Source organism: Nocardioides luteus, assembly GCF_014648595.1.
In the GTDB taxonomy this organism is placed as follows: domain Bacteria; phylum Actinomycetota; class Actinomycetes; order Propionibacteriales; family Nocardioidaceae; genus Nocardioides; species Nocardioides luteus.
This window is the reverse complement of the sequence record NZ_BMRK01000021.1, coordinates 1-14,825: the sequence shown is the minus strand read 5'-3', so window position 1 is coordinate 14,825 and position 14,825 is coordinate 1. Positions and strand designations below refer to the sequence as shown.

Annotated in this window: 11 protein-coding genes and 1 pseudogene; all 12 read right to left on the bottom strand. The window is 67.0% G+C overall.

Going from position 1 to position 14,825, the window contains the following annotated elements; translation table 11 throughout:
- Positions 1–47: 47 nt before the first annotated feature.
- Complete coding sequence (rpoB, locus tag IEY81_RS20215; protein ID WP_229788021.1) at positions 48–3,518, bottom strand: DNA-directed RNA polymerase subunit beta; 3,471 nt, start codon at positions 3,516–3,518, stop codon at positions 48–50.
- A gap of 353 nt (positions 3,519–3,871) precedes the next feature.
- Positions 3,872–4,828, bottom strand: coding sequence for a J domain-containing protein (locus IEY81_RS20210; protein ID WP_189120297.1), 957 nt, complete (start codon positions 4,826–4,828; stop codon positions 3,872–3,874).
- Entirely contained in the window at positions 4,825–5,421 is a 597-nt protein-coding gene (locus tag IEY81_RS20205; protein ID WP_189120296.1) for a hypothetical protein, read from the bottom strand. The genes IEY81_RS20210 and IEY81_RS20205 overlap by 4 nt, the downstream gene beginning before the upstream one ends.
- Before the next feature lie 137 nt (positions 5,422–5,558).
- A complete protein-coding gene (locus IEY81_RS20200) occupies positions 5,559–6,830 on the bottom strand; it encodes an MCE family protein (RefSeq protein ID WP_189120295.1) in 1,272 nt (423 codons plus the stop codon).
- Entirely contained in the window at positions 6,827–8,296 is a 1,470-nt protein-coding gene (locus IEY81_RS20195) for an MCE family protein (protein ID WP_189120294.1), read from the bottom strand. Before IEY81_RS20195 ends, IEY81_RS20200 begins: the two co-directional genes overlap by 4 nt.
- On the bottom strand, positions 8,296–9,435 hold the full coding sequence (locus IEY81_RS20190; RefSeq protein ID WP_189120293.1) for an MCE family protein: 1,140 nt from the start codon (positions 9,433–9,435) through the stop codon (positions 8,296–8,298). The genes IEY81_RS20195 and IEY81_RS20190 overlap by 1 nt, the downstream gene beginning before the upstream one ends.
- Positions 9,436–9,514: 79 nt before the next feature.
- Positions 9,515–10,492 (bottom strand): MCE family protein, encoded by a 978-nt coding sequence (locus IEY81_RS20185; protein ID WP_189120292.1) that lies wholly within the window; start codon positions 10,490–10,492, stop codon positions 9,515–9,517.
- Positions 10,489–11,541 carry an MCE family protein gene (locus IEY81_RS20180; protein ID WP_189120291.1) on the bottom strand — a complete coding sequence of 351 codons (1,053 nt, stop codon included), beginning with the start codon at positions 11,539–11,541 and terminating at the stop codon, positions 10,489–10,491. Before IEY81_RS20180 ends, IEY81_RS20185 begins: the two co-directional genes overlap by 4 nt.
- Entirely contained in the window at positions 11,538–12,899 is a 1,362-nt protein-coding gene (locus IEY81_RS20175; RefSeq protein WP_189120290.1) for an MCE family protein, read from the bottom strand. Before IEY81_RS20175 ends, IEY81_RS20180 begins: the two co-directional genes overlap by 4 nt.
- Entirely contained in the window at positions 12,896–13,723 is an 828-nt protein-coding gene (locus tag IEY81_RS20170; RefSeq protein WP_189120289.1) for an MlaE family ABC transporter permease, read from the bottom strand. Before IEY81_RS20170 ends, IEY81_RS20175 begins: the two co-directional genes overlap by 4 nt.
- Before the next feature lie 12 nt (positions 13,724–13,735).
- Complete coding sequence (locus tag IEY81_RS20165; protein ID WP_189120288.1) at positions 13,736–14,521, bottom strand: MlaE family ABC transporter permease; 786 nt, start codon at positions 14,519–14,521, stop codon at positions 13,736–13,738.
- A pseudogene (locus IEY81_RS20160) lies at positions 14,521–14,825 on the bottom strand (ABC transporter ATP-binding protein); the annotation flags it as partial. The gene IEY81_RS20165 and the pseudogene IEY81_RS20160, both read right to left, overlap by 1 nt.

Here is a 14,825-nt window from a genome sequence, read left to right as displayed (position 1 = left end):
AGGGGACTGAGGGTGGGAGGTGCGCCCGCAGGCGCACCTCCCGCTCGTCAGACTTCCTCTACGGAAGAGGGCTCGCGGCGGGACAGGTCGATGCCGAGCTCCTCGGCGGCGCGGAAGACGTCCTCCTCCGCGTCACGGAGCTCGATGGCCGAGCCGTCCTGGCTCAGCACCTCGACGTTCAGGCACAGCGACTGCATCTCCTTGACGAGAACCTTGAACGACTCCGGGATGCCCGAGTCGGGGATGTTCTCGCCCTTCACGATCGCCTCGTACACCTTCACGCGGCCCGGCACGTCGTCCGACTTGATGGTCAGGAGCTCCTGCAGGGCGTAGGCGGCGCCGTACGCCTCCATCGCCCAGACCTCCATCTCACCGAAGCGCTGGCCACCGAACTGGGCCTTACCGCCGAGCGGCTGCTGGGTGATCATCGAGTACGGACCGGTCGAACGCGCGTGGATCTTGTCGTCGACCAGGTGGTGCAGCTTGAGGATGTACATGTAGCCCACGGCCACCGGCTCCGGGAACGGCTCGCCGGAGCGACCGTCGAAGAGGCGGGCCTTGCCGTCGGGACGCACCACACGCTGACCGTCCCGGTTGGGGAGGGTCGCGCTGAGCAGACCGGTGATCTCGTCCTCACGCGCACCGTCGAAGACCGGGGTGGCCACCTTGGTGCCCGGCTCGGCCTTGTCGGCGTGGATCTTGATCAGGCGCTGCTTCCAGGCGCTGTCTTCCGGGTCGTCGGAGAGGTTGAGGTCCCAACCCTGCTGGGCGAGCCAGCCGAGGTGGAGCTCCAGGACCTGACCGATGTTCATACGACGCGGGACACCGAGCGGGTTGAGCAGGACGTCGACCGGGGTGCCGTCCTCCATGAACGGCATGTCCTCGACCGGCAGGATCTTCGCGATGACGCCCTTGTTGCCGTGACGGCCGGCGAGCTTGTCACCCACGGAGATCTTGCGCTTCTGCGCCACGTAGACACGAACCAGCTGGTTCACGCCCGGGGGCAGCTCGTCGCCCTCCTCACGGTCGAAGACGCGAACACCGATGACGGTGCCCTCCTCGCCGTGCGGAACCTTCATCGAGGTGTCGCGGACCTCGCGCGCCTTCTCACCGAAGATCGCGCGGAGCAGCCGCTCCTCCGGGGTCAGCTCGGTCTCGCCCTTCGGGGTGACCTTGCCGACGAGGATGTCACCGGTGGTGACCTCGGCGCCGATGCGGATGATGCCGCGCTCGTCGAGGTCGGCCAGCATCTCCTCGGAGACGTTCGGGATGTCCCTGGTGATCTCCTCCGGGCCCAGCTTGGTGTCGCGGGCGTCGACCTCGTGCTCCTCGATGTGGATCGAGGTGAGGTAGTCCTGCTGCACCAGACGCTGGGAGAGGATGATCGCGTCCTCGTAGTTGTGGCCCTGCCACGACTGGAAGGCGACCAGGAGGTTCGCACCCAGCGCCATCTCGGCACCCTGGGTCGCTGGACCGTCGGCCAGCGGGGTGCCGACCTCGACCCGGGCGCCCTCGTCGACCAGCGGCTGCTGGTTGACGCAGTTGCCCTGGTTGGAGCGCTCGAACTTCGCCAGCTTGTAGGAGGTGTAGGTGCCGTCGTCGTTGAGGGTCTCGATCAGGTCGGAGGAGACCTCCTTGACCACACCGGCCTTCTTCGCGACCAGCACGTCACCGGCGTCGACCGCGGCGCGGTACTCGATGCCGGTGCCGACCAGCGGCGAGTCGCTGCGGACCAGCGGGACCGCCTGACGCTGCATGTTGGCGCCCATGAGCGCACGGTTGGCGTCGTCGTGCTCGAGGAACGGGATCAGCGCGGTCGCGACCGAGACCATCTGGCGCGGCGAGACGTCGATGTAGTCGACCTCGTCGGCCAGGAGCTCGGAGACCTCTCCGTCGCGCTGGCGGACCAGGACGCGCTCGGTGGCGAACCGCATGTTCTCGTCGACCGCGGCGTTGGCCTGCGCGATGACGTAACGGTCCTCGTCGTCGGCGGTCAGGTAGTCGATCTTGTCGGTGACGACGCCGTTCTCGACCTTGCGGTAGGGCGTCTCGACGAAACCGAACGGGTTGATCCGGCCGAAGGAGGCCAGCGAGCCGATCAGACCGATGTTGGGACCCTCAGGGGTCTCGATCGGGCACATCCGGCCGTAGTGCGACGGGTGGACGTCTCGGACCTCCATGCCGGCGCGGTCACGGGAGAGACCACCCGGGCCGAGAGCCGACAGACGCCGCTTGTGCGTCAGGCCCGCGAGCGGGTTGTTCTGGTCCATGAACTGCGACAGCTGCGAGGTGCCGAAGAACTCCTTCAGCGCAGCGACCACGGGACGGATGTTGATCAGGGACTGCGGCGTGATCGCCTCGACGTCCTGGGTCGTCATCCGCTCGCGCACGACCCGCTCCATCCGAGCCAGGCCCGTACGCAGCTGGTTCTGGATCAGCTCGCCGACCGTACGCATACGGCGGTTGCCGAAGTGGTCGATGTCGTCGGCCGCGATGTCGATGGTGCCCTGCGGCGTCTCGAGCTGGGTGCGGCCGTCGTGCAGCGCCACGACGTACTTGATCGTCGCGACGATGTCGTCGACGGTCAGGGTCTGCTGGTCGAAGGCCTCGGTCAGACCGAGCTTCTTGTTGACCTTGTAGCGACCGACCTTGGCGGTGTCGTAGCGCTTCGGGTTGAAGTAGTAGTTGTTCAGCAGCGTCTGCGCGGCCTCACGCGTCGGGGGCTCGCCCGGGCGCAGCTTGCGGTAGATGTCGAGCAGCGCGTCGTCCTGAGCGGTGGTGCTGTCCTTCTCGAGGGTCAGCATCATCGACTCGTACTCGCCGAACTCCTCGCGGATCTGCTCGTTGGTCCAGCCGAGGGCCTTGAGCAGCACGGTGACGTTCTGCTTGCGCTTGCGGTCGAGACGGACGCCGACCAGGTCGCGCTTGTCGATCTCGAACTCGAGCCAGGCACCGCGGCTGGGGATCAGCTTGGCGGTGTAGATGTCCTTGTCGGACGTCTTGTCAGCGGTGCGCTCGAAGTAGACACCGGGGGAACGGACGAGCTGCGAGACGACGACCCGCTCGGTGCCGTTGATGACGAAGGTGCCCTGGTCGGTCATGAGCGGGAAGTCACCCATGAAGACCGTCTGGCCCTTGATCTCGCCAGTGTCGTTGTTGGTGAACTCCGCCGAGACATAGAGAGGCGCGGAGTAGGTGAAGTCCTTCTCCTTGCACTCCTCGACGGTGTACTTGGGGTCATAGAAGACAGGGCTCTCGAAAGAGAGGGACATCGTCTCGGAGAAGTCCTCGATCGGGGAGATCTCCTCGAAGATCTCCTGTAGACCGGACTTGTGAGACACGTCCTCACCCGCTGCTTCGCGGGCGGCAACCTGCTCCTGCCAGCGCTCGTTGCCGATCAGCCAATCGAAGCTGTCGGTCTGGAGGGCGAGGAGCTTGGGAAGCTCGAGAGGCTCTGAGATCTTTGCGAAAGAGATGCGGCGAGGGGTGGAGTCACCCGACGAGGTGCGCGCGGCCAAGAGGAATCCTTCGACAAGGTTCGCAGGTGGATTCGCGCTGCCGACCACCGAACAGCCACCGGGCAGGCTGAGGGGCATATGAAGGCATGCGCAAAGAGCCATAGTACGGCACAAAAGCGCACTTCACAACACCGGGCCTCAATTAAAAGTCCGGCGTCTCTTCATCCACACCTGCCGCGCTCGATCGTGGGCGTTGGTGAAGCGGTTGCCGTGTCGAGCATCGCGGATGATCATGCGCCTCATCGGCACCCTGGGTCAAGCATCCGCCCCAATCGGTCCGCCTCCCGGAAAAGTTATTCCAATCACTTGACAGGTAGCGCAAAGTCGGCGCGGGGCCCGGCCCGCGCGGGGTCCTACTTCTTGCTGGGCTGCGTCTCGACCTTGTCCACCAGCCACGTGTCGCCGGACCGGACCATGGTCAGCATGGCGTACTCCTGATAGCCGATCGGCGTGCTCCGCTGGGCGTTGGTGACCTGACGGTCGACCAGCACGAGGATCTGCACGGTGTCGTCGGAGACCCGGATGACGCCCGCGTCGACCGGGGCGAGCGTCTTCACCACGGTCTTCGTCTGCGGGACGTTGTCGACGAGCACGGCGAAGAGCCGGTCGTAGTCCTCGCGGTAGCTCTTGGTCATCACCGCGTGGGCCGCGGTCTTCGACTCGTCCATCTTGCTGTAGTCGTAGGAGAGCAGCGGCACCACGGCCTTCTTCGCAGCCGCGAGGGCCTCGCCGCCCTGCTCCTCGACGAGGAGCTCGTGGTTGCGGCTGATCCGCTTGCCCACCGCGCCCTCGACCGTGCTGGTCGTGACGTTGTCGTTGGAGACGGTCGAGACGTTCTCCTGGCCGAAGAAGAAGAGCACACCGGCCGCGACGACCGCAGCGATCGCGAGCACGCCTGCCGCGCGCAGCGACCACACCGGAGGCGCGGACAGCGTACGGCTCTCCGTCTCCGCCGGCTCGTCGGCGGCCTTCTCGTCCTCGGCGTCGGGCACATCGTCGGACTCCTCCGGCGCGGCGGCACCCCGGACGTCCTCCTTGCCGTCCTCCGCGACCTCCGCGTCCCCTGCGTCGTCGGCGGTCTCGGCCTCCTCGACGGCGCTCTCCTCATGAGCGGCGAGCTCGGCGTCGTACGCGGCCCGCTTCTCCTCGTCCAGGAGGACCGCGGCGGCCTCGTTGAGGGTGCGGAAGCGACGGTCGGTCGGGCCGAGGTCTGCGATCCCGGACTTCCACGCCGCGCGGATCTCGTCGGTGGTCGCGTCGGGCTCGACGTCGAGCAGGTCGTACCAGGTCGGGCTCATCGTGGCGCTCATGGAGTCACCCCTTCGCTCTCCTCGGACGTGGGAGCCTCTTCGGCGGGATACCAGTCGTCGACCAGCCACTTCCCGTTCTGCTTCACCAGCTCGACCTCGGTGCGCGCCAGCTGGCGGGCGGCCTCGACGCGCTCCTCGGAGTCCTTCTCCTTCGGGTAGCTGATCGCGAGCTCGGCGACGACGAGCACGGTCGCGCTGTCCTCGTCGAGCCCGGCGACCGCAGTGCTGTGCACGTCGGTGGTGCGGCCGACGCCCTGCTGGGCGACGGTGGCCTCGGCGAAGGCGACGTTGCTCAGGAAGTCCTTCTCGAACTTCGGGGTCAGCAGCTCGCCCACCCGCTCGCGGTACTTCGGCATCGTCTTCTTGTCGTCACCGACGTCGTCGGGGCCGTAGGTGTTGACCCGGCCGACGAACTTGTCGGCCGCGGCCTTCGCCTGCTCACGCTGGGTCACCACCGAGTCCTCGGCGCCGCGGGTCAGCTGCCAGCCGACGTAGCCGGCGGCCGCCAGGACGACGGCGATCAGCAGGGCCAGGACACCCCAGCGGAGCAGCGCTCCGCGCCTGGGGATCGGCTGGTCGGTCGTGGTGCTCAAACGGATCACTCTCTGTGGTCAGCGGCTCCAGGAGCCATTTCCAAGCGTCATCACCGTACGCCGCAGGTGCATCGGTCGACACAACGCCGTGACGCGGCCCCGACCCGGGCCAGGCGTCTGTGGTCAGGTCGGTCCGGTTACTCCGACTCCATCGGCTGCAGGTAGAGCCACTTCCAGGCGTCGTCGCCGTAGGAGGAGGGAGCCGCGGTGGAGGTCCCCGTGGTGGCCTCGCCCTGGTTCCAGGTGAGCTCACCGGTCTTCGGGTCGAAGCTGGCGATCGAGTCGGCCCCGCCGGCGGCGGCGCGCGGCAGCTGGCTGGAGCCGCGCGCGTTCGACTTGCTCGGGTCCTCGGTGCAGTTGACCTCGGTGTTGAACGGACGGCTGTCCAGGTCGAGCGGACTCCGCTTCTTGGTGCTCTCGTAGCCCTTCTTGCACGGCGTCTGACTGGTCAGCGCCAGACCGAAGTGGGCCTGAGCCAGGCCCGGGTGGCCGACGTCGACGACGGCGAAGCTGCCCTCGACGACGATCGGGAAGATCGAGAGCAGGTGCTTGACCCCGGGCAGGTTCTTGCGGACGACCTTGCCGGTCACGAGCACCTCGTTGAGGAGCTCGCTGATCTCGACGTCGTTCTGCTCCAGGAACTGGCGCAGCTCGGTCGCGCCGGCGGAGCCGCTCTGGATCAGCCTGATCAGGTCCTTGTTGGAGCCGGCGAGGGTGCCGGTGAACAGCTCCAGGTCGGTGGCGAACGACTTGATCGCCGAGCTGCTGTCGAGCTGGCCCTGGAGCACGGTGTTGCTGTCCCGGATCAGCTGCGTGGTGAGCCCGAAGTTCTGGTCGGCGGTCTCCACGAAGGCGGTGCCGGTGTCGATGATCGTCTGCAGGTCCTGACCGGTGCCGGCGAAGCTCTTGCCGAGCTCGTCGACGGTCGTGGTGAGCGCCTTCTGGTCGACCGAGTTCACCGTGGTGGTGATGTCCTCGAGCAGCTTCTCGGTCGGCAGCGGCGTCGTCGTCGCCGCGCGGGCGATCTCCGAGCCGTCCTCGAGGTAGGGGCCGCCCTTCGACTGCGGCTGCAGCTCGACGTACTGCTCACCGACGGCGGAGCGGTTGCCGACCACGGCGAGGCTGTCGGCCGGGATCTTGCCCTTCCAGCCCTTGTCGATCTTCAGGGTGACGTCGACGCCGCTGCGGTTGAGCACGAGCTCGCCGACCTGGCCGATCTTGACGCCGCGGTAGTCGACCTCGGCGTCCTCGTAGATGCCGCCGGACTGGGCGAAGTGGGCCGTCACGACGTAGTGGTCCTTGACGAACAGCGACCCCAGCCGGGCGTAGCGCGCGCCGACGAAGCTGACCCCGACGAGGGTGATCAGCAGGAAGACCATCAGCTGCAACTTGGTGCGACGGGTGATCATGAGCCGCCCTCCTGACGGGTGTTTCCGGAGGTGCTGAGCGCGGGGATCATCAACGAGGTCAGACCCGGGTCGAGCTCCTTGCTGAGCTCCTCATAGGTCACCGCATGTGTCCCGGGTGATGCACCGGCGCGACAGAAGAGCAGCAGTACGCAGCCGGATCCCTCCTCGGCGGTGCTGCCCTTGTTGTCGGACGTGCCGAGCGTCACCAGACCCTCAAGCGTCTTGCCGACGGCCTCCAGGATGCCGGTCACACACTCTGCGGGCGGCCTCGCCTGGCCGGTCAGAGCCTCCTGGCAGGTGTCGATCGCGCTCGCCAGACCGCCCTTCTTGCAGACGTTGGTGAGGTTGTCGAGCCAGTCGAGCGCCGTCTTCTGGTCAGGGAAGCGCTGGATCTTCCGGTTGATCTCGTCCTTGGTCCAGCACACCGCGCTCCCGAGCCGCGGCGCGTTCTGCAGCAGCGTGTCGAGGTTGAGGTCGACGGTGACATCGAGGTTGACGAAGTCACCCATGTGCAGGTTGCGCGCCGCCTGGGGCGAGCCACCGACCGCCTGGTCGACGAACGGGTAGGTGAGGACCGTGTTGAACGCCCGGACGAAGTTGTCGCCCGCGTCGGCCAGGTTGGTCAGGATCGGCTGGAGGTCCTTGACGATCCCGATGGTGTTGTCCTTGGACGCCCGGATGACGCGTACGCCGGTGTCCCCCAGCTTCTCGAGCGCCTCGAGCATCTTGACGAGGTCGGCACGCTGCTTGTCGATGCTGGAGATCGCCGAGGGCAGCTCGTCGAGCGCGGCGTCGATGGAGCCCATCTGCCGGTTGGTGGCCTTGGCCAGCTCGTCGAGCGCCTCGATCGCCGCGACGATCTTCTGCTTGTTCTGGTCCAGCTCGCGCGCCAGTTCCTCCACCTGGTGGAGCACCGAGCGAGCCGAGTCCTCACGGCCGGCGAGGGCCTTGTTGAGCTCGGTCGAGATCGTCTTCAGCTGCGCGACGCCACCACCGTTGAGCAACAGGCTCAGCGCGCTGAAGACCTCTTCGATCTCCGGGTTGCGGCCGGTCTGCGACAGCGGGATGGTGGAGCCGTCGGTGAGCTTGGTCGACTCCGGCTTCTCCGGTCGCTCCAGCGCGACGTACTTCTCACCGAGCAGCGAGGTCTGCTGGATCGACGCCCGCGCGTTGCTGGGCAGGTCGACGTCCTTCTTCAGCAGCATCTGGACGGTAGCGACGCCGTCGTCGAGCCAGACCTTCTCGATCTTGCCGACGTCGATGTCCTCGAGCTTCACCGTCGACTGCGGCACCAGGTCGAGTACGTCCTGGAACTGCGCCTTCACCGCGATCGCGTCGTCTCCGGCGTCCACACCGCCGGGGAGCGGGAGGTCGTAGACGGAGAAGGTGCCGCAGCCGGTCAGCACCATGGCGCCGACGATGACCCCGACGAGCGCCTGGAGGGCGCGCTTCATGGTGGTACGCATCATTTCACCTCCACCAGGCCGCCGAGCGACATGTCGTAGGGCACGCCGTAGGACGAGCCGGTGCCGAGGCCGATCGCGGCCGAGCGGTTCAGGCCCGGCAGCTGCCGGATCTGCGAGCAGAGCTTCGCGCTGCTGCCGTTGGTCGCCTGGTCCACGAGACTGCACAGGAACGAGGCCGGGTTCTGCAGGATCTCGTCGAGCACCATCGTGATGTTGGCGTTGGTGTCGAGCGTGCCGGTCTCGGGGTTGTAGGCGAGGCCCAGGTTGTTGAGCGCCAGCGGCGCGGTGCGCAGGCTCTCGTCCAGCGCCTTGCGCTGGCGCACCAGCACCTTGCCGATCCGGTTGAGCCCCTGGATGTCCTCGCGCAGGATCGCCTTGTTGTCACGGACGAACTGGGTCACCTTGGTCAGCGCGACGGAGAGGTTCTTCATCGACGCGGCCAGCTCCTCACGCTCACCCTCGAGCATCGAGGAGACCTCGGAGAGAGCCTGGGCGAAGTCGCGTACGGTCTGGTCGTTATCGGCCAGCGTGCCGATAAAGCCCTCGAGCTGCTCGGCCGAGTTGAAGAACTGCTCGTCGCGGTTGTCGAGCGTCTTGGTGAGCTTGCCGAGGTCACCGATGGTCGAGTTGATCTTCTCGCCCTGGCCACCGAGGTTCTTCGCGGTCTGCTGGAGCAGGTCGGTGAGCGCGCCGTTCTTGTTGGCACCGTCGGGGCCGATCGCGACCACCAGGTCGTCGACGCTGGAGTAGATCTGGTCGAGCTCGACCGGGACGGAGGTCTTGTCAGTGCCGAGCACCGCACCGTCGGCCAGCTTCTTGCCGCCGTCGTAGGCCGGGGTGACCTGGACGTAGCGGTCGCCGACGATCGACGGGGAGATGATCACGGCCTTGGCGTTCGCGGGCAGGTCGACGTCGCCCTTGTATTCCAGGGTGACCTTGACGTCGGTGCCGTTCGGCTCCACCGCGGTCACCTTGCCGACGGCGACGCCGAGCACGCGCAGGTCGCTGCCCTCGTAGACGGAGACCGTGCGCGGGAAATGCGCCACCAGCGTCTTCTCGCCGGTGTCGCGGACCAGCGCCCAGGCACCGATGCCGAGGACGAGCGCGCCGATGATGATCGGGACGATGATCTTGTTCATGCCGCCACCCCCGTAGCGCAGGCGCCAGAGTACGGCCGCGGCGGCGTGAAGGGCTTCATGTTCACTCGCTGTCGCTCGTTCATGGGGTCTTCCCCCCGGTGAGAGCCGGGACGGGAGGCATGTTCTGGATGTAGGTGTCCCACCACGGGCCGTTGCCCAGGGTGTTGTTGAAGACCTTGTAGAACGGCGCCATCAGCTTCAGCGACTTCTCCAGGTTCTCTTCGTTCTTCGTGAACACGTCCAGGATCACGTCGAGGCTCTCGAGCGCCGGCTTGAGGTCGGCCCGGCTGTCGTCGACCAGCTTGGACAGCTCCTTCGAGAGCTGCTGGGTCGAGACGAGCAGGTTGTGGACGGCCTCGCGCCGCTCGACCAGCGCGGCGAAGAGCTGGTTGGCGTTGTTCATCAACGTGATCAGGTCGTCGTCGCGCTCGTCGAGCACCTTGGTCACCCGGTCGAGCTGGGTGAGCAGCGACTCGATGCGCTCGTCCTTGGCGGCCAGGTTGCGCGAGAGGTCGGAGACGCCGGTGAGGGCGGCCTGGAACTCCTCCGGGGTCGAGCGGGTCAGGTCGGCGAGGGTGGTGAGCGCCGCGGCGAGCTGGTCCTTGTCGATGTTGGCGGAGGTGTCGGCCAGCCCCTCGAAGGCCTCGACCACGTCGTAGGGCGACTCGGTGCGGTCCACCGGGATGGTGGCGCCCGCCTTCATCTGACCCTCGCCCCCAGGCTGCAGCTCGAGGAACATGTCACCGAGCAGCGTCTTGACGCGTACGCCGGCAGCGGAGGTCTCACCGAACCTGACCTTCTCGCGGATCTTGAAGGCGACCTTGACCTTGTTGCCGTCGAGCTCGATGGAGTCGACCTTGCCGACGCGGACACCGGCCACCCGGACCTCGTCCCCTGCCTTCAGGCCACCGGCCTCGGAGAAGTTGGCGTAGTAGGTGGTGCCGCCGCCGATCAGCGGCAGGCTGTCGGCCTTGAACGCCATGACGACGAGCATCGCGAGGACGGCGATCGAGACGGCGCCGATCTTGACGGGGTTGCGTTCGCGGAACGGGATCATCCGAGGTTGCACCTCGCTTGACCGGGCTTGTAGATCGGGATGTCGAGGTCCTTGCCCTGCGGGTCGCGGATGGTGCCACGCAGGCCGCAGAGGTAGAAGTTGAACCAGCCGCCGTAGCTCGCGGTGGCACCGATCTTGTCGAGCTTGATCGGCTGGATCTCGAGAGCGTCGTTGAGCTGGCGCTTGTCCTTGGCGATCTCGTCGGAGAACCGGCGCGCCTGGCGCAGGTCCTCGAGGAGCGGGTCCTTCGCCTCGTGGACCAGGTCGGCGGTCTCCACGGAGAGGGCCGAGATCTGGTCGAGGGAGCCGAGGATCGCCTCGCGGTCCTTGTTGAGGCCACCCACGAAGTCGCGGAAGGTCACGATCAGGCTGGACAGCTCCTTCTCACGATCACCCACGTGCTCGAGCACCTCGGTGAGGTTGTCGATCAGGGCGTTGATGATCTGGTCCTTCTCGGCCAGCGTCGAGGTCAGCGAGGCCGTGTGGGAGAGCAGGCTCTCCAGCGTGCCGCCCTCGCCCTGGAAGACCTGGACGATCTCGTAGGAGAGGGTGTTGACGTCGTTGGGCGACAGTGCCTGGAAGAGCGGCTTGAAGCCGTTGAAGAGCACCGTCAGGTCCAGCGCCGGGTGGGTCTGGCCGACCGGGATGGTCTGGCCCTCCTGCAGCGCCGACGCGTCGCCGACCAGCTGGTTGGTCAGCGCGAGGTAGCGCTGGCCGATCAGGTTGCGGTACTTGATCGTGGCCTCGGTGGTGGTCGCGATCTGCTGCGCGCTGTCGACGGTGAAGGTGACCACCGCGCTGCGCGCATCGTCGGCGACCTCGACGCCCTTGACCGAGCCGACCTTGACGCCGGAGATGCGTACGTCGTCGCCCTTGTTCACGCCGGTGACGTCGGTGAAGACGGCCTTGTATTCATCGGTCTGGCCGAAGGTGACGTTGCCGATCGTGATCGCGAGCAGACCGGTGGCCAGCGTCGTGACGATGATGAAGACGATCAGCTTCCAGAAGTCCTGGAAGGTCTTGGCGTCGAAGAGCTTCGTGGCGCTCACTGGTAGCTCACCTCCGCTCCACGGGCGGCCGGACCGAGCATCAGCGCGCCGAGGTCGGGGACCTCGTCGGCGCTCATGCCCATGCCCGGGGCGAACAGCTCGTTGATGACGTCGGTCTCTGCCGAGGTGCCGACGTAGGACAGCGCGGAGTATCCGGTGGTCCCGGTGGCGGAGCGCATGACGCCCTTTCCGGTGGGCTCGTCGACGCCGTCGTTCTTGTTGGGGAACGGCGCGAAGGGCTTCTTCTGGTTCCAGGACGCGTTGGGCAGCTCGCCGCACTCGGGGCCGCTGTCCTCGCCGTAGATCGGCTTGTCCTTCGTGGAGTAGGGACGCGACTGGTGGGGCAGCGTCTCCAAGGTGATGTGGACGGTGTAGTTGCGGAACACCTCGGTGAACTCGTCGGTCAGCGTGTCCATACCGCCGATGAGGCACGGCACCATCGGGGCGTAGCGCGCCAGGGCCTGGGTGACCGGGCGACCGACCTCGCCGACCTGGATCAGGGTGTCCTCGTTGTCGGCCAGGAAATCGTCGGCCGTGTTGGAGAACGCGGTGACGTCGGTCAGCAGCTTCTGCAGCTGCACCTCGCGATCCTCGAGCGTGGTCGCGGTGACGATCGAGTTGCGCAGGATCTGACCGATCTCCGGCAGCACGGCCTGGTAGGTGCCGGAGACCTTCGTGGCCAGCTCGAGGTCCTCGATCAGCGCCGGGATCTCGGGGTTGAGCCGCTTCAGGTAGGAGTCGAGCGTGTCCAGCGACTCACCTAGCTTGTCGCCGCGGCCCTCGAGCGCGGTGGCCAGAGCGTTCAGCGTGTTGTTGAGGTCGGCCGGCTGGATCGTACGCAGCAGCGGGTAGAGGTCGCGGAGCACTTCCTGGACCTCGGTGGCCATCTCGGTCTTCTCGATGACGGCGCCGGCCTGGATCGGCTCGCTGAACTCGGAGTCGGGCGGCACCAGCGAGACGTACTTCTGGCCGAAGAGGGTCTTCGGAAGGATCGCGCCGGTCACGTCGGGGTGGACCTTGCTGATCTGGTCGGGGAAGAGTCCCAGCGTCAGCTCGGCGCCGTCGGAGGTCGGCTTCATGTCGATGACCTCGCCGACGAGCAGGCCGCGGACCTTCACGTCGGCGCGCTCGGGGAGCTGCAGGCCGATGCGGTCGGCCTTGAGGGTGATCTCCTCGTAGCGCGCGAACTTGTGGGTGAACTGCGCCCAGGTCAGGACGAGCGCGGACAGGACCAGCGCGAGGAAGACGATCCCGAGGACCTTCCCCTTCTGGCGGCCCCAGGCGAGCGCGGCCGCGCTGCGCTTGCGGGGAGCGGGCACGCTGTGCGCGGACCCGTCGCGGGTGAGTGTCTGCGTCATCCTGCCAACCTCACCGTCGTCGTGCTGCCCCAGATCGCCATCGAGAGCATCAGGTCGAGCACGGAGACCGCGACGATGCTGGTGCGCACCGCCTTGCCGACCGCGACACCGACGCCGGCAGGACCGCCGGAGGCGTTGTAGCCGTGGTAGCAGTGGATCAGGATCACCACCACCGAGAAGATCAGCACCTTGCCGAAGGACCACAGCACGTCGCCGGGCGGCAGGAAGGTGTTGAAGTAGTGGTCGTACGTGCCGGCGCTCTGCCCGTAGAAAAGGGTCACCGTGAACCGGGTGGCGACATAGGAGGAGAGCAGGCCGACCACGTAGAGCGGCACGATCGCGATCAGGCCGCCGATGATCCGGGTGGTGACCAGGAACGGCAGCGACGGGATCGCCATCACCTCGAGCGCGTCGACCTCCTCCGAGATCCGCATCGCACCGAGCTGGGCCGTGAAACCGCAGCCGACCGTGGCGGCGAGCGCGATGCCCGCGACCAGCGGCGCGATCTCCCGGGTGTTGAAGTAGGCCGACACGAAGCCGGAGAAGGCCGAGGTGCCGAGCTGGTCGAGAGCGGTGTAGCCGGAGAGGCCGACCTGGGCGCCGGTGAAGAAGGTCATCGCCAGGATCACGCCGACGGTGCCGCCGATGACGGCCAGCGCGCCGGAGCCGAGGGTGACCTCGGCGAGGATCCGGAGGATCTCCTTCTTGTAGCGCCCCAGCGTGCGCGGGGACCATGCGAGCGCGCGCAGGTAGAACCCGAGCTCGTCGCCGAGGTGGTCGAGGCTCTTGGCAGGCTTCTCGTAGATCGCCTTGATGTTCGCCATCCGTCTCGCCTCCTAACCGGTCTTGCTCGGGATGATCTGCAGGAAGATCGCAGACATCACGAAGTTGACGATGAACAGCAGCAGGAACGTGATGACGACGGACTCGTTGACGGCGTCGCCGACGCCCTTCGGGCCGCCGCCCGCGTTCATGCCCTTGTAAGCAGCCACGATCGCCGCGATCAGACCGAAGATCAGGGCCTTGGCCAGGCCCTGCCACAGGTCGGCCATCTGCGCGAGCGCGGTGAAGCTGGCCAGGTAGGCGCCCGGGGTGCCGCCCTGGATGATGACGTTGAAGACGTAACCGCCCATCACGCCGACGATCGAGACGAGGCCGTTGAGGAAGACCGCGATCATCATCGCGGCCAGCACGCGCGGGACCACCAGACGCTGGATCGGGTCGATGCCCAGGACCATCATCGCGTCGAGCTCTTCACGGATCTTCCGGGCGCCGAGGTCGGCGGCGATCGCCGACCCACCCGCGCCCGCGACCAGCAGCGCGGTCGCGATCGGGGCAGCCTGCTGGACGACCGCGAGCACCGCGGCCGATCCGACGAAGGACTGCGCACCGAACTGGACGACGAGCCCACCCACCTGCAGCGCGATGACCGCGCCGAAGGGGATCGCGACCAGTGCGGTCGGCACGATCGTCACAGACGCGATGAACCACGCCTGCTGGATGAACTCTCGGAACTGGAACGGGCGCCGGAACACGGCCCGGCCCACGTCCAGTCCGAACGCGAAGAGCGAGCCAGCGGTCCCGATCGGCTTCAGGACCCTGGCAGCGGTCAGAGATGACATCAGCGAGGCGCCTCGGTGGGGTCGGCCTTCGTGACGAGCTGCATGGGGTCGGCCTGGAAGGATCCCGGCGGCGGCGTGACACCGTTCTCGCGGCACCAGGCTCCCGGCGGACGCTGGTACTTGCGCGGGATGCCGTTGGAAGGCTCCAGCTGCATCGGGATCGGCGGCAGCGGCGGCAGACCCATGTCCTTCTCGGCGGCCAGCTCATCGGCGTCCTTCTCCTCGGACATGCCGATCGGGCCGATGGTCTGGGCGTTGAGGAACTGCCGCACCACGGGCTCCTCCGAGCTCAGCAGCATCTCGC